13 protein-coding genes are annotated in these 21,843 nt (G+C 39.3%); 6 read left to right on the top strand and 7 right to left on the bottom strand.

Annotation, left to right across the window (positions count from 1 at the left end; all coding sequences use genetic code 11):
* Nucleotides 1–67 precede the first annotated feature (67 nt).
* Complete coding sequence (locus ITJ87_RS16990) at nucleotides 68–1,261, bottom strand: saccharopine dehydrogenase family protein (protein ID WP_016272822.1); 1,194 nt, start codon at nucleotides 1,259–1,261, stop codon at nucleotides 68–70.
* A 191-nt stretch (nucleotides 1,262–1,452) separates the two neighbouring features.
* Between ITJ87_RS16990 and ITJ87_RS16985 the strand changes: the two genes are divergently transcribed.
* The gene (locus ITJ87_RS16985; RefSeq protein WP_117601635.1) at nucleotides 1,453–2,244 is read left to right on the top strand and encodes an META domain-containing protein; all 792 of its coding nucleotides are present in this window, start codon (nucleotides 1,453–1,455) and stop codon (nucleotides 2,242–2,244) included.
* Nucleotides 2,245–2,325: 81 nt separating this feature from the next.
* On the opposite strand, the gene ITJ87_RS16980 is transcribed toward ITJ87_RS16985, so the two are convergent.
* Both ITJ87_RS16980 and ITJ87_RS16975 read right to left on the bottom strand, forming a co-directional pair.
* A complete protein-coding gene (locus ITJ87_RS16980) occupies nucleotides 2,326–2,901 on the bottom strand; it encodes a Crp/Fnr family transcriptional regulator (protein WP_117601654.1) in 576 nt (191 codons plus the stop codon).
* A gap of 53 nt (nucleotides 2,902–2,954) precedes the next feature.
* A complete protein-coding gene (locus tag ITJ87_RS16975; protein ID WP_034526101.1) occupies nucleotides 2,955–4,355 on the bottom strand; it encodes an MATE family efflux transporter in 1,401 nt (466 codons plus the stop codon).
* A gap of 446 nt (nucleotides 4,356–4,801) precedes the next feature.
* Here ITJ87_RS16975 and dnaK point away from each other — a divergent pair, with 446 nt between their 5' ends.
* Nucleotides 4,802–6,721 (top strand): molecular chaperone DnaK, encoded by a 1,920-nt coding sequence (dnaK, locus tag ITJ87_RS16970; protein WP_117974346.1) that lies wholly within the window; start codon nucleotides 4,802–4,804, stop codon nucleotides 6,719–6,721.
* A 233-nt stretch (nucleotides 6,722–6,954) separates the two neighbouring features.
* Nucleotides 6,955–7,518, top strand: coding sequence for an AlpA family transcriptional regulator (locus ITJ87_RS16965; RefSeq protein ID WP_117967070.1), 564 nt, complete (start codon nucleotides 6,955–6,957; stop codon nucleotides 7,516–7,518).
* A 150-nt stretch (nucleotides 7,519–7,668) separates the two neighbouring features.
* Here ITJ87_RS16965 and ITJ87_RS16960 read toward each other — a convergent pair whose 3' ends face one another.
* Entirely contained in the window at nucleotides 7,669–8,169 is a 501-nt protein-coding gene (locus tag ITJ87_RS16960; protein WP_117967067.1) for a hypothetical protein, read from the bottom strand.
* Nucleotides 8,166–9,401: an AAA family ATPase gene (locus ITJ87_RS16955; RefSeq protein ID WP_117967064.1), complete on the bottom strand. Its 1,236-nt coding sequence runs from the start codon at nucleotides 9,399–9,401 to the stop codon at nucleotides 8,166–8,168. Before ITJ87_RS16955 ends, ITJ87_RS16960 begins: the two co-directional genes overlap by 4 nt.
* 766 nt (nucleotides 9,402–10,167) lie before the next feature.
* On the opposite strand from ITJ87_RS16955, the gene ITJ87_RS16950 reads away from it, so the two are divergent.
* The 3 genes from ITJ87_RS16950 to ITJ87_RS16940 all read left to right on the top strand — a co-directional run bounded on the left by ITJ87_RS16950 (nucleotide 10,168) and on the right by ITJ87_RS16940 (nucleotide 14,874).
* Nucleotides 10,168–10,746, top strand: a complete 579-nt coding sequence (locus ITJ87_RS16950) for a hypothetical protein (protein ID WP_117967061.1) — start codon at nucleotides 10,168–10,170, stop codon at nucleotides 10,744–10,746.
* 205 nt (nucleotides 10,747–10,951) lie between these two features.
* Nucleotides 10,952–13,720, top strand: a complete 2,769-nt coding sequence (locus tag ITJ87_RS16945; protein WP_117967059.1) for a TrlF family AAA-like ATPase — start codon at nucleotides 10,952–10,954, stop codon at nucleotides 13,718–13,720.
* 242 nt (nucleotides 13,721–13,962) lie between these two features.
* Nucleotides 13,963–14,874 carry a 3'-5' exonuclease gene (locus ITJ87_RS16940; RefSeq protein WP_147341699.1) on the top strand — a complete coding sequence of 304 codons (912 nt, stop codon included), beginning with the start codon at nucleotides 13,963–13,965 and terminating at the stop codon, nucleotides 14,872–14,874.
* Between the two features lie 630 nt (nucleotides 14,875–15,504).
* On the opposite strand, the gene ITJ87_RS16935 is transcribed toward ITJ87_RS16940, so the two are convergent.
* Both ITJ87_RS16935 and ITJ87_RS16930 read right to left on the bottom strand, forming a co-directional pair.
* Nucleotides 15,505–17,667: a hypothetical protein gene (locus ITJ87_RS16935; protein ID WP_230391782.1), complete on the bottom strand. Its 2,163-nt coding sequence runs from the start codon at nucleotides 17,665–17,667 to the stop codon at nucleotides 15,505–15,507.
* Between the two features lie 7 nt (nucleotides 17,668–17,674).
* On the bottom strand, nucleotides 17,675–21,163 hold the full coding sequence (locus tag ITJ87_RS16930; RefSeq protein WP_117967053.1) for a DEAD/DEAH box helicase family protein: 3,489 nt from the start codon (nucleotides 21,161–21,163) through the stop codon (nucleotides 17,675–17,677).
* Nucleotides 21,164–21,843 lie beyond the last annotated feature (680 nt).

Genomic DNA, 21,843 nt, shown 5'->3' with positions numbered 1-21,843 from the left:
TAATGGGCGGAGCACCTTTTTGTCCGCATGGTATTAATCATTAAACATTAACCATTAATCATTAATTTCAAACTTCCAAGTCTCCGTCGATAATCTCATGCCAAGGCAGGCCTTGTTTGTTGAGCTGTTCCATGAACGGGTCCGGATTGAATTCCTCGACATTCCATACCCCTGGCTTTTTCCACAATCCTTTGAGGAACATCATGGCACCAATCATGGCAGGTACACCGGTGGTATAGCTTACGCCCTGCATGCCGGTTTCCTTATAGGCTTCTTGGTGGCTACAGTTGTTATATACATAGTAAGTACGCTCTTTGCCATCCTTTAGTCCGCGGATGCGGCAGCCGATGGATGTTTCGCCTTCGTAGTTTTCGCCCAGGTCTTGCGGGTTGGGGAGGACGGCTTTCAGGAATTGCAGCGGAACAATCTTCATGCCGTTATATTCCACTTCGTCTATGCGGGCCATACCGATATTTTGGATGACACGCAGGTGTGTGAGGTATTCCTGGCCAAACGTCATCCAGAAGCGTGCACGCTTGATAGTGGGGAAATTCTTTACCAGAGACTCCAGTTCCTCGTGATAAAGTAGGTAGGAATCGCGTGGACCGATGTTCGGATAAGTCAGGTCTTTGTGGATTTCCAGCGGCTTGGTTGTTACCCATTCTCCGTTTTCATAATAGCGGCCGTTCTGTGTAATCTCACGGATGTTGATTTCCGGATTGAAGTTGGTGGCGAATGCTTTATGATGATTTCCGGCATTACAGTCTACGATGTCCAGATATTGTATTTCGTCAAAATGATGTTTGGCGGCGTATGCCGTATATATGCCACTTACTCCCGGGTCGAAACCGCAACCGAGGATGGCGGTCAGTCCGGCATCTTCGAAGCGTTTCTTATAAGCCCATTGCCAACTGTATTCAAAGTGGGCAACATCTTTCGGCTCATAATTGGCAGTATCCAGATAGTTGACTCCACTTTGCAGACAAGCCTCCATGATGGTGAGGTCTTGGTAGGGGAGGGCTACGTTGATGACGATTTCGGGTTTGAAACTATTGAAGAGTGCTACCAGTTCGTCCACGTTGTCGGCATCTACCTGGGCGGTTTTGATGTTCGGGTTACCGATTGCCTTGACAACAGCGTCACATTTAGACTTGGTGCGGCTGGCTATCATGATTTCTGTAAACACATCAGGATTTTGAGCCACTTTGTGCGCAACAACGGTACCTACACCGCCTGCACCGATAATAAGAACTTTACCCATTTCTTTCTACTATATTATTATATTAAGTTTATAAAAAATATGGAGAGCAAATATAAGGGTTAATTCTTAGATAAACATTAAAATCCTGCTAAATACTTTGGGAAAAATGCTTCAAATATTAAATAAATTACTTGCATTTGGGTTATTTTCTATATATTTGCCCCTCGAATAAATTAACTTAAACAACGAAAATGAAAAAAGTATTTGTTTCCCTATGCATGGCAAGCGTATTGATGGGCTTGTCTTCTTGTGCATCAACTAAAAATGCCGCAACTCTTTCTTCTATCAACGGTGAGTGGAATATTATTGAAGTGAATGGCACCGCCGTAGTCCCTGCTCCTGGCCAGGAATTTCCCTATATCGGTTTCGACACAAAGGCTGGAAAAGTATTTGGCAATAGTGGTTGCAACCGTATGATGGGTTCGTTTGACGTGAATGCCAAGCCCGGCACGATTGACCTTGGCGCTTTAGCAAGTACCCGTATGGCTTGTCCGGATATGACTGTAGAAAATAATGTGTTGTCGGCTTTGAACAAAGTGAAAAAGTATAAGAAGCTGGGAAAGGAAAATATAGCTTTATGCGGTGCTTCCAATCGTCCCATAGTCGTGTTGCAGAAGAAAGAATCCGTTTCCAAGTTGTCTGATTTGGAAGGAAAGTGGATAATTAGTGAGGCTGCGGGCGAGGCCATTCCCGATGGAATGGAGAAGCAGCCGTTCATTGAATTTAATATTGCAGAAAAGAGCTTGCACGGTAATGCGGGTTGCAATTTGATTAACGGCGCTTTCCAGGTTGATGATGAAAATCCTTCGGCAATCTCTTTCCCGCAAGTTATCAGTACCATGATGGCATGCCCTGATATGGAGGTGGAAGGCCGTGTGCTGAAAGCCTTAAATTCCGTTCAGTCTTTTGGTAAGCTGGCAGGTGGAGGCATCGGGCTGTACGATGCTGACAATAACCTGGTGATGGTGTTGGTGAAGAACTGACAAGATAGGTTGAAATAATAAAGGCTCTTACAGCAATAATCTGCTAGGAGCCTTTTTTGTATCTTGATATAAAATAGTCTTTTACTTTTTCTTTAATCCTGCGCGTATCCGGCTCAAGGATTGCGGAGTGATGTAGAGGTAAGAAGCCAGATACTTGAGCGGTACATCCTGTAGCAGTTCCGGATTCTCTTCCATCAGCGTCATGTACCTTTCTTTTGCAGTGGGAGGGGTACCGTAGGCTACTGTAGAACTGTCTACCGACAGAATTTCCCGTTCAAAGATTCTTCTGCCGAAGTTGGCCATATCTATGGAATACGAAAAAAGGGCTTCCAGCTCAGGCTTACTGATACAATAGGCGATGCTCTCGTTCACTGATTCGATGTTGATGGGGGAAACTTCGCCGTCCACATATCCCCACGATGAGAAAGCTGTGTCGCCCGGTGCGGCGAACCAAAGGGAGTTTTCCGTACCCTCTGTCAGGTAGTAGGCGCGCCAGATACCTTTCTTCAAAAGATAGAAATTGCTGTTCCTCTCCCCTTCGCTGATAATGAGTTCTCCCTTGCTGAAACGAACTTCTGCCATGTGTGACAGAAGTTCGTGCAAAGTGTTTTCCGGTAGTTTATACTTCTTGCAGAATTTCTTTGTCATAGTTTCCATGCCGCAAAGATAGTGCAAACTGAAGACAGGACTTTTATGCTTGCATGAAAAAGTTATGTTGGGGTGCAGCCCATCTTGTCTAAAGATACGGATTTTTCTTTATGTTCCTTTTTCCCGGATATGTAAATCACGAGGATAAAGAGGGTTGTCAGCATTTCTGCAAGAGGAGTGGCAAGCCAGATTCCCCGGTCTCCCAATAGCAGGGGCAGTCCGAAAAAGCAGGCTGTCAGCAGGATAAAACCACGCAGCAGGGTGATAACTGTGGCGTATTTGGCACGCTCCACACTCTGGAAATAGCCGATGGATACGATGTTGACGGCAAAGAACACGAAGCCGGTGGCATACAAAGGCAACCCTTTTACCGCTATGTCATAAGCCGGATAACTGCGGTCTATGAACATACCGACAATTTCAGGACTGCAGAATATTGTGACCAGGGCAAAACATACACCGCAGCCTATGGCCGTTTTCAGTGCCAGCAAGTAGGCGCGGCAGACACGTTGGCTCTCGTTCAGGCCGTAGTTATAACTGATAATCGGCTGCGCCGACTGCGCAATGGCATTATATACCATAAATATAATAGGAAAGAAATAGCAGGCAATGCTGAATGCCGCCACTCCGTCTTCCTTCAAATAATGGATGAACACCTGGTTGCCGACAAACATCATGCAGGCAATCGCCACCTCGCACAAGAAGGCGGAGGAACCCAATCGGCACATATAGCCAATGTTGCGGCGCATCAGTTGCATGCTTTTCCGGCTCATCTTAATGGGGTGGAAGCGCAGTGCGCACCGGCGGCGCATCAGATAGAATACTATCATCAATGCACCTACCGTGGTACCTATGGCACTTGCCAGTGCAGCACCGAACATTCCCCAGCCAAAGGGGAAGATGAACAGATAATCCAATAGGATGTTCAGAACGGCAGCCACCACATTGCACATCATGGCGAAGTTGGGCGAACCGTCCAGCCTCAGAAAAAACATACCCGAATTGAGCAATGCCGTGAACAGAGAGAAAGGCACAAACCAAAGCATGTATTCCACAGCCAATGGCGTGAGCCGTTCGGACCCTCCGAGCAGCTTTACCACCTGCGGGGCAAATGAACAGAATAGGGTGGAGGTGCACATCAGCAACAAGGAAGATATGACTACCGACTGCGTGATATTGATGCGTGCCACCTTGACCTTTCCGTGTGACAGATGAATGGAGGCTACCACAGAGGCGCCGACGCCGAACATAAGTCCCACACCCGTAGAAAACAACCATAGCGGTGCCACAATGTTGACCGCCGCCAAAGCATCACTGCCGATTCCTTTTCCGACAAAGATGCCGTCGGTGATAACGAATAGTGCGGAGAAAATCATCCCCAGTACAGTAGGGAGCAATAGTTTGCGGAACAATGTCTTGATGTCCGTGTTCTTGAAGTCGATACTGTCTCTCATCTTTTCCATACTCATCTTATTTATTTCTTTAATATGTGAAAACCAATCATTTCCGTTGCTACGATTAAGCCCAATGTTAACTAATCCTTAATCGTTCCACCATGGTGGAACGATATTTCCCCCGTGGTGGAATGATATTTTCTCCACGCTGGAACAATATTTCCTCCATGGAGGAACGGTTAAAGGTATGCAAGGAAAATGATTAATGTTGTTCATGTTTTATTATCTCTGATTCGGGCGACAAAAGTAGAGCTTTTGAATGGAATGGAAATTAACAAATGGTAATTTCCGACAGAAAAAATGATTTTAATTCTGCCAAACTGACAGATAAACTGCCACAAGTATAAATCTGCGGCTGCTCTGAACAATTTGGCACAACGTTTGTCTTTTTATTGGCGTCTGCCACTGAGGCGGACGTCGAAACAGAATAATAACAAATAAAAAAAATAACGATCATGGGAAAAATTATTGGTATTGACTTAGGAACAACAAACTCTTGCGTTGCAGTATTCGAAGGTAACGAACCTGTAGTAATTGCAAACAGTGAAGGTAAGCGCACCACTCCTTCAGTAGTAGCATTTGTTGATGGTGGCGAACGTAAAATCGGTGATCCTGCCAAGCGTCAGGCTATCACGAACCCCACCCGTACGGTTTTCTCCATCAAACGTTTCATGGGCGAAAACTGGGACCAGGTGCAGAAAGAAATCGGCCGCATGCCTTATAAAGTAGTAAAGGGTGACAACAATACTCCGCGTGTAGACATCGACGGACGTCTCTATACTCCGCAGGAAATCTCTGCAATGATTCTGCAGAAGATGAAAAAGACTGCCGAGGATTATCTGGGACAAGAAGTGACAGAAGCCGTAATTACCGTCCCCGCATACTTCTCCGACTCCCAACGCCAGGCTACAAAGGAAGCTGGACAGATTGCAGGTCTTGAAGTGAAGCGTATTGTGAACGAGCCGACTGCCGCAGCTCTTGCTTACGGTATTGACAAGTCTCACAAGGACATGAAGGTTGCCGTATTCGACCTTGGTGGTGGTACATTCGATATCTCTATCCTCGAATTCGGTGGCGGTGTGTTCGAAGTATTGTCAACCAACGGTGATACTCATCTGGGTGGTGACGATTTCGACCAGGTAATCATCGACTGGCTGGTTCAGGAGTTCAAGAACGACGAAGGTGCCGACCTGACTCAAGACCCGATGGCTATGCAACGTCTGAAGGAAGCTGCCGAGAAGGCTAAGATTGAGCTGTCCTCTTCTACCAGCACTGAAATCAACTTGCCGTACATCATGCCCGTAGGCGGTGTGCCCAAGCACTTGGTGAAGACGTTGACCCGTGCCAAGTTCGAGGCTCTGGCTCACAATTTGATTCAAGCTTGTTTGGAACCGTGTAAGAAGGCTATGAGCGATGCAGGTCTGAACAATGCGGACATTGATGAAGTAATCCTTGTTGGTGGTTCTTCACGTATCCCGGCTGTACAGAAGTTGGTAGAAGACTTCTTCGGTAAAGTTCCTTCCAAGGGTGTGAATCCGGATGAGGTAGTAGCCGTAGGTGCTGCTGTGCAGGGTGCCGTTTTGACAGATGAAATTAAGGGCGTTGTGTTGCTGGATGTTACCCCGCTATCTATGGGTATCGAGACTATGGGTGGTGTGATGACTAAGCTGATTGAGGCCAACACTACCATTCCGTGCAAGAAGAGCGAGACATTCTCCACTGCTGCCGACAACCAGACGGAAGTTACCATCCATGTATTGCAGGGTGAGCGTCCGATGGCTGCACAGAACAAGTCAATCGGTCAGTTCAACCTGACAGGTATTGCTCCGGCACGTCGCGGTATTCCTCAGATTGAGGTGACATTTGATATTGATGCCAATGGTATTTTGAAGGTGTCTGCCAAAGATAAGGCTACCGGCAAGGAACAAGCCATCCGTATCGAAGCTTCCAGCGGCTTGAGCAAGGAAGAAATCGAAAAGATGAAAGCCGAGGCTGAAGCCAATGCCGAAGCAGATAAAAAGGAACGTGAGAAAGTAGACAAATTGAATCAGGCTGACTCTATGATTTTCCAAACCGAAAATCAGTTGAAGGAACTTGGTGACAAGCTCCCTGCCGACAAGAAGGCTCCGATTGAAGCTGCTTTGCAGAAGTTGAAAGATGCTCATAAGGCTCAAGATTTGGCTACCGTAGACTCTGCCATGGCCGAACTGAATACGGCATTCCAGGCTGCAAGTGCTGAAATGTATGCCCAGAGCGGTGCTCAGGGTGGTGCACAAGCTGGTCCTGATATGAATGCAGGGCAACAAGGCGGTGCTCAGGATAATACAAAGCATGGCGATAATGTGCAGGATGCTGATTTTGAAGAAGTCCACTAATATCTGTAAGTAAACAGATAATATATGATGGAAAAGAGTCGTAAATAACTGATTTACGGCTCTTTTCGCGTTTAGACAGTACTAGGTTATTGTGATATGTTTATCAATATTTAGCTTATATTTGGCACGTATTTGGCACGCGTCTTAATGAATGAAAATGTGACTCTTATTGACTCTTATTTGTGTTTATTGAATTCTAATGCTATTTTTGCAGTAAATTATAAATTATAGTTATGGCAGGCAGTAGTATTTTAATTCCAAGAATCTGTGAATATTGTGATAAACCCTTTATGGCAAGAAATGTAAACACTCGTTTTTGTTGTGCTGCTTGTAATAATAAGAGTTTACGCGCAAGGAGAAAAAGAGAAAAAGAAGAGCAGAGGCAAATAAGTCTTTTGGATACAAAAAAAGAAAAAATTGCTGATATTCAAACTAGACCTTATATTTCTGTATCGGAAGCTGCTCAGTTAATAGGTGTTTCTAAAAGCACAGTTAGACGAATGGTTCGAAGAGGTATGCTTGTAGGGGTAAATTTAGGAATTAGACTGACCAGAATTGACCGTACTCAATTAGAACAATTGTTTACTTCTATTGTTGTGCCAGAAAAGCAAATAACATCAAAAGTCTATGAATTAGACAAATGTTATACTATTGGAGAATGCTTGCGAAAATATAATATTCCGGAATGCAGATTAGAAAGCATAATTAGAGCTTTTAATATTCCTAAACGTAAGGTAGGAAATTATGTTTATATTCCAAGAGTAGAGGTTGATAAGGTATTGAATAAAATAGATTAAAGTATGGAGAAGGCATAACTTCTTCGTCATTTCATTATTATTTAGAGGAATGCCTTATGTCTTTATAACCAAATAAAAGAACATCAATATTTAATTGATATGAATCGAATAATTCAACATTAGCAAAGTCTATTTTCTATATTGTCCTTTTCAATCTATTTCGATAGTATTCTCTATTCTGAGGATATAGTTCGTTTCTGCAAAAAAGTTTTCCATACGTACCGTTTGTCCGCTTCTGAATCGGGGCTTCGCACTATTGGCTATATATGCCTTCTTAACGGTAAAGACATTCGATTCCCCTTCATCCTCAAAACGCTTGATTGTATGCCGGAGTTGTTTCTCGGCGTCCTTAATCCAGTTTGCTCCTTTAATATTCCTGTCTTTCAGTTCTACGAAAATGATTGTTTTCTCATAAAACAAGCACCCATCACAACGGTTATCCATTGTACCGTCAGGCTTCAGAAGTTCGATACAGTGATCGACAGGTACAAACTTCACTTCTATCTCATAGTAGTTATCTACCACAGCTATCCAGTTCTCACCCTCGCCCTCTGCTATATATGCTTTCTGCTCCGACGCAGGAGGGTCACAAACTCCAAATCGTCTTTTACTGGATGATGTAATATGCTCTTTCAGAAAAAAGTTAATCATAATGTCTGTTGGATTTCTAATAATTCTGCAAAAGTTTCGTTTGCTTCCTCAAGCATATTATTCAGGAAGTTATCATCGGATGGTAATCCTTGATAAGTCTTCAACAGAGATATGCTACCGTCTCCTTCATCCAATTCATAAATAGCAATATCTGTCGGATTCATAGATGAATCTATCGGATAAACAGCATTGATCTGTTCCAATACATCACTGTTCGAAGTAGCTTTCTCCTTGAGCATACCAGCTTTGACAGCAATTGTCAGGACATTAATTAGGTACGGACTATGTGTAGTTATAATAAGCTTGTTTGCTTCCAGTGAATTATTGAAAGCCAACAAGCTCTGTATGATTTTCCATTGCGATGACGGGAAGAGGTTCTGTTCGGGTTCTTCCACAATATTAATAAACGCTGTTTTATTAAATTGAGCAGACAAAGCAGACAGCGCGGTACGCCTTTGCTCATCAGTCAGGCTTTTGTCTGCCCAAATGGATTTCACCCCCTCGTTGAATCGTTGCAATTCATTTTGGCTCATCTTCTGTGGATTTTCCACCTGCCCCTTTACCCTATTGACAAGATACCAAGAAACCAGAAACAAAGGAACTAACGATTGAAAACCACTGGATGCCTCGGACAATTCCACGGTATAATCTTTGCCGGACACATTTATGACATCACCTAGCTTATCATATTCTATATTTGCCTCATTGATAGGTAGGGACAAATATCCCTTTATGGCATCTTTAGCATTGTTGAATTCTGTGAGGTATTCAAGCAAAGAGTCAGGCAAAGCTTTGAGTGACTTTGCTTCTTTTATAATACTGATGAAATTTCTTTCGGCAGGAACATACATAATCTGTGGCAAATGATATCCCTGCATAGGTCCCTTGGTTATTTCAAAATTTCCCTTACTATATTTCATTGAATATGCTTCACCCTCATACTCTAACTCTGCCGTATCTTCATTCTGCTTATTATAAAAGTAACGCTCGATACGATGATAACCGCAATAAGTACCCCTGAACTTCTCTGCTGAGAAATCCGCTATGGCATAATCACTGCGGACCAAAGCTTTCTCAATCCACATAAACGTAGAGATCAATTTTGCCACACAGCTTTTTCCGCTTCCCTGGTTGCCGATGAATACAGAAACATTCTTGATATCCAGCCAACCGTCGTTATCCAAACGCCCTTGTCGGATAGGACCGAAATTTTTGATTCTAATTCTTGCCATACCTTCTTACTATCTTGTTTATATGAGACATTCTTATTAAAAAAACTCATCAGCAAAGATACTACATTTATTCAAATTACCCCGATAAAAGCCAACTGGTTCATGGATATATCATCAAAAAAGCTTCTTTCCCTCCTCCCGAATGCACCCTAAAATTGCTTTTCCTCTATGTCTTTTCCACTTTTTTTGTTTTTTATCCCTCAAATTGGGTGGAAAAATTAAACTTCCGCATCAATATATAGAGAGAAGACTTTAAATAATACTCTAAAATAAATACCATACGGAGTCGGTACCGAAGTAAATGAGTTTTCAGGTGCCGAAGTATCAAATTTTAATTCCCCATTTTTGTAATTAGCCGCTATATACGCATAAAATACTTCGTACCATTCCAAATGGCCATGGTTATATCTAAATGGAAACCATTAAACTCTGCTGTTTGATTGTTGATCTTTTCGTAGATTTTGTATTTCCGACAATTAAGCGATGTAATCCAACTCAATCCAAACTTTACGGACGAGTAAAGCGAATAAATGAGAAAGTCAACGGGCTCCTACGCAAAATCTGTGATCATTGCGGCATTAAATCACGAGTTGCATGGGAACTGTCGTAGGAGATAGTGGTTATGTGACTTCGTCAGCTGACGGAATTACTTGGGATTCACCCAAAACTATCCCAGGTGGGAATGATTGGTTGTCTGTTGCATTTGGTAAAGGAAAATTTGTTGCAATAGATTGGTATGCCCCCTGTAATGTAATGACCTCTACAGATGGTATTAACTGGACAAAGCAACAAACTTCCTCATATAGATAATAGACATTATAATGTAGTCAGATTTTGCAATGGAATATTCATAGCGGTTGGTGCTGCACAGATTTCAACATCTACTAATGGTATAATATGGACAAGAAGATGGCAGAACTCATATATTTACGAGCCACAAGATATAACTTATGGAGACGGTAAATATGTAACAGGATTACCTGGTGGAAATGTACTTACATCTAGTGATGGTATTACATGGACAATGAAACAGCACCAATGTCTTATTGGGGGATATATCTTCTATGGAATAGCATTTGGTAATGGAATATTTGTAATGGTTGGCACCAAAGGAATAACAACACGCTCAACAGATGGTGGTGAAACTTGGGAAGTCCCATCCACCTTTGTGTCTAAGAAAAATTGGAGAGGAATTGCATTTAGTAACGGAAAGTTTATTGCAGTGACCACTGATGGTTATGTCGCTACATCTACCGATGGCATAATTTGGACTACACCTGAACAAATAAAAGATGAATCAAAAGTAGTTACAGCAACTCTCAATGGTATTTGTGCAATGCCATAGACATTCGAACTTCATATCAAAGTATTAGTAGGGCATGCTAGGAAACTGGCATGCCCTATTATTGGTTAAATAAGATATTGACTATTATAAATTGTGATTCAATAGATGAAAAATAAATTAGTATTTCTACTTGTAATTCATAGAATGGAGCGATATTTTATTTAAATTTGTAATTAAAAGAATCGTAATTAAAAATATAATAGATATGAATACACGAGGTTCTGAATGGCGAAAATGGGATTTGCATGTGCATACTCCTGCATCATTATGTTCTGAATATGGAGGAGATAACGATGAAATATGGGAACAATTTATTCAAAAGATAGAGAATCTGCCATCTGACATTAAAGTATTAGGTATTAATGATTACCTATTTTTAGATGGATATGAGAAAGTACTTAAATATAAAAAAGAAGGACGAATACCTAACATAGAACTATTGTTACCTGTTATAGAATTTAGGCTTAAGGAATTTGTAGGAAGTAAGGAACTTGGTCGAATTAATTATCACATTATATTTGCTGATGAAAGCTTGTTAAGCCCACAAGATATACAATGCCATTTTTTACAAGGACTTCGTAGTAAAGCAAATCTATCGGCTGACATTCCAAATGGATGTACATGGGGAGGTGTAATTACGAGAGATACGTTAATAGATTTAGGCAAACATATTAGCGATTCTATACCTAAAGACAAAAGAAAAGGAGATCTTAGTCCATTAGAAATAGGGTTTAATAACTTAAATTTCGAGTTGTCAAAGATAGAAAACTTATTAGGCGAAGGAAGTGACCCTAATAAATATCTAGAAGGTAAATATTTTAAAGCAATAGGAAAAGCTGAATGGGAGGATTTTCGTTGGGATGGTTCCATATCAGATAAAAAGACAATAATTAATAATGCTCATTTTGTTTTTACTGCTTCTCCAACTGTAGAACAAGCTAATAAAGGAAAAGACTCACTAATAACACAAAATGTAAATGGGAGATTATTACATTGTAGTGACGCTCATAAATTTGCCCAAGATACAAGTAGAACATCTCCTAAGGAGTTAGGACACTGTTATACTTGGATAAAATCAGATGCAACCTTTGAAGGATTAAAACAAACAATATTTGAACCAGAACGCATAAAGATACATGGAAGTAGACCTGAAGAGAAGGAAAAATACCGAGTCATAGATTCTATAAAATTATCATCTGACACTTTTTGGAATCAAACAATTTCTTTGAATCCTAATTTAAATGTAATTATAGGAGGGCGCTCAACTGGTAAATCGACATTGCTAAAAAGTATTGCTTTAGCAACTAATCCTAATGATATAGAATCGGATTCATTAGAATCTAATTTTGTGAAAGAACATTTAGATAGCGTTGATGTTTTATGGGCTGATGGTGTAAATACACCTCGTGATATAGACTTCTTCCGTCAAAACTATATGCATGAGATTGCAAAAGATAAGGAACAAATTGATAATTTGATACTACGTATTTTAAAAGATAAATCCATTTATTCTATTTGGCAAGATTATCAAATATTCTGTTCAAATAATAAGGCTGCAATACAATCTTTAATAAATAAAGTTTTTGACACAAAAAAACAGATAAACAATAAGTTAATAGATTTGAAAGAGAAAGGTGATAAGGAAGGTATTAGTAAAGAAATTAATGATTTAAATCAAAAAATATCAAGTATAAAGTCACAACTCGATATTTCACCAGAAGAGATGAAGGTATATGAAGATATTATGAAACTTATTACAGATAATGAGAATAAAATAAAAACGGTAAGTTGTTATATGGATGAATTGAATAAGCTAAAATCTTTCCCTTTTATAAACTCTTCATTTGATACTCAGTTAGTTTCTTTATCATCTTATCTAAAAGTGGCTCTTAAGATAAAAATCCAAGATTGCCAACATGATTGTCTTGAAACCATAAAAAATGAGATAGATAATTATATTAAAGAGTTATTACAAGATGTGTGTAATTTGAACAATTCTATTGAAAAGGCAAAGCAGAATTCGCTATTTGTAAAAGGTAAAGATGTGAGTTCAAAAAACAAAGAATATAAAGAACTGATAGAAAAAGTTGAAAAGGAACAGGTTAAGCTCCAAACTATAACGAACGAATTGGTTGTTATAGATAATCTAAATAAAGTTTTAGAACAATTGAAATGCGATTTATTAGAAAAACATATTTCATATAAAAATAAAGGGATTGAAGTTGTTAATTTATTAAAGATAAAGCATGAAGGTATTGAGATAAAATCGAATCTCGTTTATGATAATAAACACTTGCAATTTTTTCTTGAAAATAGATTGAATTTAAGAGGATGGGAACGTCAGTCGTATATCCAAAATATATGGCAAAACTACTCGGAAGATACAAGTAATATATCTATGATTTTTTTAAATGATGTTCTAAATGATAATATTGACTACAAGGCATCAAATCGAAATGAGAATGTTCTATCTGAATTTCTTTCTGAAAATTGGTTTAATATCTCTTTTGATTTAATATACGAGGGAGATTCATTTGTGAGTATGTTACAAGGTAAACAAGCTTTTGTTATATTGAAATTGTTATTGGAATTTAGCGATAAAACATGTCCAATACTGATAGACCAACCAGAAGATAGTTTAGATAATGGAGCTATATATAAAGATTTAGTTAAATATTTAAGAAAAAAGAAGACTGAACGACAAATAATCATTGTTACTCATAACCCTAATGTTGTTGTTGGAGCTGATTCTGAATTGATAATTATAGCAAATCAACATGGTAAAGATTCTCCCAATCAAAATCATATAAAGTTCCAATATAAATCTGGAAGTCTTGAAAATACGTATTCTTTTATAGATACTAAAGAATGTATTCTAGATAAACAAGGTATAAGAGAACATGTTTGCGAAATTCTAGAAGGTGGAAAAGAAGCTTTTGAGAAAAGAGAACGCAAGTATGGATTTGTTGTTTAAATTATACATTGCCATAACAATCTTCATATAAAAGGTTGTTATGGTTTAAATCAACTAGTCACTATATACAATCGTTGGTACAATAAAGTATATAGTTGCGAAATTTATTAGAAAAAATGCAAACTTCAGATCAGACAAGAATATTGTTGATGTGTTAAACAATATGCGCCCTGAGCTTCCTCAGTTTCCTAAGAATACGGAAGCGAAAGGTGAGATTGATATTTTACACACCAATAGCTGGGTTGGAAATCGTAGAACGGGTGGACATTGGGGGGGGAGATCTCCCCGTTGAAGTTGCTCATGAAATTCTCCATAACACAATAATTAAATTGACAAACAAAGGATGGGATTTTTCGCCTGAGCATACTAAAGTACTGATGCTAACTAATAATATTCTTGCAGCAGAGCAGAATTATCTTTCAATCGCAAGTACATTTTCAAACACAGATGATTATTTGAAAAAGAACGATGAGTATATTAAGTTTTTTGTTGATACAATAGAACCTGTTTGTGAATACTACAGTCAACGTAAATTTGGGAAAATAACGGAAATCTTAGGAGGAGGTGCGGTCACATTAAAAAAGGCAGAGGATAAAATATTATGGAAAAATAGTTTAGATCGTTTAATAGAACTTAGGATTAGTGGTACAATAGGAGACGTAATTGAACATCTGCAATTAACAAAACAACCAAGATTATCATATAAAATAGAAGATGAAGAAACGAAATTTCAGGCTTTAAAACTATTAGACGATATACCTGAGGAAGAAAAAAGTTTTTTTGAAAAGACAGAAAGATTGAAGGCTATTAAGTATAGTGAAGTAATTACTCTTACTAACTACATAAATGATAAAACTCCTTTCTCAACGAAGCACGGAGTGAAAGGAGCTGAATTTGAGAATGTTTTAGTAGTATGTGGTCGAGGTTGGAATCAATATAATTGGAATCAAATGCTAGAATGGAGTAATACTGCTGTGCCTGATGAAAAGATTGATACTTTTGAAAGAAATAGAAATTTGTTTTATGTTGCATGTTCAAGACCTAAGAAACGATTAGCTATTCTTTTTACTCAGCAGTTATCATCATTGGGAATCAAAACTTTAAAGAAATGGTTTGAGACTCAGAATATCCATTTTTTTGATGATGAATATTAATAAAATTTGGTATCATAAACATATAGAATAGAGACTAATTAAATACTAAAAAGCAAATATTGTGGCTAAAATAAATTGGAAAAATATGCATTTCAGTTAGGATCATACATCATGCAATATTGTTTGAATATAGTTCGCCCGTTTCTTAATATTCTTGACCCTATAAAATATAGATGCAGCAACATGGGTGTTTAAATGAACCATCATTATTGCTTCTATTGTAAAAGCTGTTTTTTGCGGATGATGTGCAAAAATAGCTTTTAATGTTTTGTGTCATCTGGAATAATCCCATTGTCAAAAGAGGATAGCTGTTGCACTTATATAACTCTGTGTTTAGTTCTTTTTTATCAAAATTTTAAATTCCGGGCAGAGATATGATGGGTATTGTAAACAGCTAATCTTCTTAAAATTGCCATATATCGAAGAGGGCGTAAATAAAACTGTGTCATGCGTGTTCTCTCTCAAGCTCATCGGTCGGAGAGCGGCCAGCGCCAAGGGACGGGTGGTTCCGCCCCTTAAGATGATTATAGCTGAATCCTGTTTCTTATTTATATAATATTTTGAGCACTTCCTATTAAATAAAACTGTATGGTGAACTTTTTGTCGTCATTATCTTCCCCAAAAGTATTTCTACTTTACCTTTTTTGTTAATTCATTTAATTGCTCTTGAGCTTTATATATTTCCAAACGTTCCTTGAGAAATTTAAAAATTGAAGGGTGAACGGAAAATTCGTTTATCTTATTCCAACCGTCCCCCAACGAGTATATCAGTTCGTTGACAAAGGCCTCGTCAGGGGTTATGTCGCTGAGTATTTCTCGCACATACACTTTGTGGTTAATAGAATGAAAATTCCCCTTTGTATTTGGGCCAGCGCAATACTTCCACAACTTCGCATCCTGTTTCCAGTAATGTACATTAACGCATGCAGCCAATGTTTCCTCGCTGCGACCTGCAGTTCTGAAGTCTTGCCCTTTCTTGATATTATACTTACTAGTTACAAATCGCATTAGTTTCCGGGTAAGTTTCTCTTCCGGTGGAGCTTCCTTGCCCAGTTTCTTAATGTCTGAATAGAACAAGTCATGAGACACATTATCTGCATATTCACGGATACGCTGCTTGCATAGTACCTTCGACTCATTGCTTTGCACCATATCCATGAGGTCATGGTATACCTCAACTGGTACTTGTATATTCTTTAATCCCACGAGTGCCCGGTGTATTTCCTCCATTTCAGGGAAGACAAACTCACAAGTGTCATAAATGTTGTATGTGATACCATCCTTCTCAATGCAATAGATAAAGTTTTCGTTATATCCCTTCTTAAATGCAGGAATATGATATTCGTGCGATTCAAAATTCTCTCCCAAAATTGTAATCATGCCATCGTGAGTCAATCGCGGTTCTCCAACCTTGTAAGCTATCGATCCGTCTTTGCCAATGGTAAGTTGTACAAAGTAATACAGATTCTTTTTCTTTTTCTCTGCATACGTGATGACGCATCCTTTGAAACGGTCTATCATATACTGAGGCAGTGCCTCCTTTATACAATAGTCCTTAATCAGTATTTGGCGGAAGATATTCTTGATAGTGGCCGCCTCAATCTCTGATTTAATCATCACATCTTGGGTAGGAATTTTCTTTTCTATCAGTTCCATTTTCTCTTTCAAACGTCTATAATCTAAGGTTTGGTGTTCGCTATCAGAAAGTTTTTCCTCTTGGTCTTTGTCACCAACGATACGAATGCAGATTTGTTTCCTACTCTTGTCCTTCTCATGGCAACCTTCAAAGCTATTGCCGAACAGCTTTTTGATATACTCCCTTGATTTCTGCTCTATCAAACTTCGTAACTTTTCCACACCTGTTTCGGTGGTATGACAGGCTATCTCAATCCATGAGGTAGAGAGCATATCACGCAACAGTTCATCTTCTTTCTTGAACTCTGCATCCTGTGCTTTCAATAATGTAGGCCTTTTGTACTCTATTGGATTAACAAACACGTACTTCGAATAGGTTGTAAGAAAGTCTTGCAGCACACTTCGAATAAGATAAGCCTGCGATTCCTCAAAGTGTTCTATATCACTGAATCCTAGGAAAGGTATGTGATTCTTGTTGTCTTTTCTAAAAACAGACGGATGGTTATAGTATTCCTTCGTTCCCTTCTTTTTCTTGGAAGAAAAATAGATTCGTTTTTCATCAAACTCCAAATGATATACCGGAGAATCTTTCTTGTTATTCTTTTTTACCTTGTCTTCCTCGGCAAAAGTCAATGTGCGCGCAGTCAAGAGATTATCGTAATCGAAACTAATATGCAGGCCCAACTCCTCACCTGCACTTCTCCCTTTATTATATATGCTACTGCAAGTGCCACAAATTAGTTTACCATGGGCATAGCTCAAGGTTTTATTACGATTTGGAATCATTGACAACAATAGGTTTAGTATATTGTTAGTATGGATACCTTCATCGTAAGCAGGACGATAGGTAATCTGTTTAATTTTGACATTAACTTTCTTCAGACATTCCTGCAGCAGTGCCATTGTGAGTTTCTCCTTCTTGGATGAAGCAAATAGGAATATGCGGTGCTTGGATGATTCGCCAGATTGTGTATTCTTAGCCATTTTGTTGAAAGCACAGATAGCACTGTTCGGGTACAAGCCTTCCAGTTTGCAATAAATACTTGTAATGTTGTCGAAGTCAACATTATCATATTCTATCTTGAAGAAATCGTAATCCTCCAGAAATTCTTTCCAGAGAAATTCCACTATCATGTGATTGGTTCTTATCTTTTCCATAGTTATTTTAAGTTGTTAATCTATCAAGAATATTCTGCACGTTCTTGTCGATGACGGACCCTGTTTCAACATCTATCAGACCATTTATAACTGGTAACTGGGGATCACTTCCAAGGGTAAGTGAATGTGAGTAGTTACCAGCATATCGAGGTACATTGACTATGGCATACTTGCCACCACAATCCTTTATCTTGCCTTCCCAAGCCTGTGCTTTCACATGCCTGTTGAAGTCACCATCCACCATGTATTTTACATCTACATACAGTCGGTCGTTCACTACCCAGTCGGCCCTCTCCCAAATCTCTTCTCTTGGTGAGCTTATGGTACAACCTGCGTTCTCCAATATAACCTTGAACACTTGCTCACCGAAATAGCCAGTGTAAACCTGTTGAATAATCTGTGGTGAGATGACCCATGCCTTGCCTTTCCATGCAGTGCAATAGTTGTTCTTCTCAAAGTAGTCTCGTATGAATTGCTGCCTCATGATAGCATCCATGTGAACGCACGAGTCTGTATAGTTCAGGTTCATCTTCTTTGCCTCCTCTGTTTGCATATAATACATGCGCATAGAAGTCTCAATATCCTCCCTGTTATCAAATTCTGGATGCTTCATCACATACTCACGAATCTTATGCACCCTATTACGAGCTTGACGGGCATATTCGTCAGTACCCTTGAAACTAATACCTACCAATTCACTAATATGTCGTTCTCTACGGTGTTCTCCATTTTTGAATGCAATGTCAACTTCTGACTCTTTACCATTAATTCGGTCAAGTATACATGGATCTTCATCTATCGACTTGAGCACATGTTTCAGCAGTTCTGTCTGAACTTCTGGTTTTCTGGCGATAATCATAGAGTATGCCATATCCTTACCTATAGCCACATGGATGGTCTTGTTAAACACCGTTGATCGAGTGATACGTCCTAGTGCCTGTACTGCCCATTTTAAGCAGAAGGCATCATAGGCAGGTGTGCTTTTCAATGCTGCTTTTATCTGTATCTCTCTACGTTTTAACACTTCGGCTAGGTCATCAAGTATACGATGATGCCTTCTGCGGAGTAAGTCACGCTGGAAGTCAGATTTTTCTTTCAATACCAACTGGTTGTCAGTTCCCAGAATACTTAATGAGATGCAAGCTTTGAGGTAATCATCCACATCCAACAGAGGGATAAAGTTCGTAGGCTTATCCATAATGATACCATCAAAGTTGCAGCGAGTGTCTTTGCGGTCTTTTGTATTTGGAGCTTCCAAACAGTGTTTCTTTCGGTATTTGGCATCGGTATCAAACAGATAATTCACGCCTACAGCGCCAGACTGGTAGCATACAAAGCAGAACATCTTTAGTCCTGGCTGTTCTGCCAACAGTTTCTCTACAGCCTCCAAGTCATCCTTGAAATACTCACCACTCAAGAAACAGACATTCAATTCAGGATAGATGTCCGCGCGCCTTCTTGTTATTTCATCGTTAATAACATGCTGCTCCATGACGTTGACCCCAAATGTTTCGCCACGCTTTGTCACTCTTGCCTGCTGTAGTATATTCAACACTTTCTTTATTCCTATACTACTCTTACCTGTATATGAGAATGGCTGGAAGTACAGCCATGCTCTGGCTTCAGGCTTCTTCATAAACTTCATGTAATGATTCAACATATTTACTATTCGAGCAGAGTTGTTCTTGTCAAACTTGTTTTTACCATCCATTACGAAGTCTAAACAATCCTTCAGTGCTGAACTGCACTTACCGAGGTAATCTTCCAATATTTCTTGTGGTTGAGTCTCTTCTTCATTGTAGAGAGAGAACTCCACCTTAGGGTTTGCATAGTTGAGAGCAATATATTCTTCGATCTTATGCAAAGTCTCATTGCCCATTTTCTCCACTTTCACGCCTTGCTTTGCTATATAATTGAAATCATAGTTGTGGATAGGTGTCTGACAGTCAGCGGTAGCGCTACACATTATCACCCGGTTGTGATTAACCATCTCCAACAGCACATTTTCAGGCATGCACCTCATTTCGTGATAGTCGAAGCAGCACGAATAGCGGTCATTGTCATGAGAATATATCTCGATGAAGCTGATACCCTTATCATAGATAGACTTGCCATCGGTTTCTTTACTGTTATTAGAACGTGGAGTCTGGAAAGTGGTTCCGTTGCGTAATTCTTGCAGTGCAGAGCGATACTCCGTATTACCTTCGTTTATGCCCATATATTTAATAATGTGGTAAAATGCCAAATCACCCTCCAAATCAACAGCTGTATTTGTGCCTTTTTTCTTACGCAACTCGTTTTCTATTGAAGCATACACTTCTGCATGCTTATCCACAATTTGTACAAAGTCCTTCAAGAAGAGCATTATGCGGTTTGCCACGAATGATAAAGTTTTGTCATTTTGGTCTTTAGTTTTCTTCTTCGTGAGTAAGTAGGATGTGTATTCCTCCTTATTATTGTGAACAGAGAGAACAACATTCTCAGCAGAGAAAGTCTGGTCTTCGTCGTAAAAGATAAAGTTGCCATGATTTACATTTTCCTCCAACTCAAGCCCGCTCAATATTTTCTGAGGATTAATGTCATCAATCAACTCTTTCTTTTTCGTCCTTATTGCCTCCAACATGTCCTGAATGTTCATCTTGTGGTCTGCCCATTCAGGCATTTTCTGCATATCCATCACTTCTTGGTAGTGCTGACAGATAAAGTAGCACAATCCCCAGAAGTTAAAACGTCTTCTGCGACCACACTCACAATCAAACAGACGCTTCATTGCAGCCTCTTTCACACGATCAGACTCATCAATAATTACCAATGAGTTCTTTATATGCTTCCAGTAAGGCTGTGTACCTTTACGTACCAACTTTGGCGATGCCGTGGTATGCAGCTTTGAGGCAGTCAACACGATAATCTTGCTCTTGTAGAATAATAGTTCTGGATATAGTTCCTCCAGAATCGGACATTCTGTGAGTATATGAGAGGCTATCACCTCATCAGTCTCCTTCTTGTATTTCTGTCGGATAGGAGTAAACACCTTTCTGCGTACTTTCTCCATCAGATGCAGGCGGTTCTTGCCAATCTCCTCAACCATCTCGTCCGTAACATCGGTGTACGAGTATAAACGTTTCAGGTTTGCAAATGTCCTTTCACCTTGAAACAGTTTGCTCCCCTCCATCTTCATACGGATATCAGGGTCGGTGAAGGCACGTTCCCACTGTTCCTCTTGTGAGTACACACGTAAGATGTCATGCTCCTTTAGTTTGAGACCATTCTTCTTTAGGTTCTTTTCAATATCCTCGATGGTAGCATCCAACTGTTTCTTGGCATCAGTCACATAGATGATACGTCTGGCATCTTCCTTCTTCAACTCCTCAGCCATCATCTGGCAGGAGTTATACGTTTTGCCAGCACCAGTAGGCAATGGCATTACAAACAGGCCGCGATTAGGTTGTGCAGCCTTAAACAGTTCTTCGAAAATATAATTGGTGTTTTCAGTCATGTAAATTACATTTTATAAGGTTACGGGATAAAAGTACGAAAAATAGTGCAGCTTCAGAAAGAAATCAAACGGAAATCTGAATACTTTCAAAGAATCTACCTTTGTCACAAGTGCAATTCATAAAAAAATATTATATTTGTAAAAACAGAGGTTGTACCTATTAAAATAGATTATTACAGATAATCACTACCTATTTGCCGATACAGAAGTTCACCTGTTTTCTATCTATTTACAAAGGTGTGAAAACCCATGATAAATATAAAAGGCTTTCACGAATATATTTTGTTGGCTAAAAGAAATAGAAGAAGAAATTTTCAAGATAGCTTCTGGGTGAAGCCATTTCTTTTCTTCCCTTTGTTTGATTTTATTTTAATAGACTTATATATGATACGGGAGTAAAGTAAAGGTAATCCTTAATTCCGCAATATTTGGTGGAAATATGTATTTGGGCAAAATTAGAATAGTTATGCTTAATGAACATTATGCTTTGGATGCATAACATGGCTTTTTCATTTAAGCTTTGATTTGGGGTTACAATTCCTCTACTCATGCCAGTGCGGCATGGGTACTAATTCTATTGTTGATAATCAAAAACTTACGAATATGTCAAGTCTGAATTATTTTCATTTCTGAGCTAAAAAATGTAACACATTAGTGAAGCTTACCGATGGTTCCCTTGT

The sequence above is a fragment of the Bacteroides sp. HF-162 genome (assembly GCF_015679285.1).
In the GTDB taxonomy this organism is placed as follows: domain Bacteria; phylum Bacteroidota; class Bacteroidia; order Bacteroidales; family Bacteroidaceae; genus Bacteroides; species Bacteroides uniformis.
This window is presented reverse-complemented; position numbering and strand designations above follow the sequence as displayed.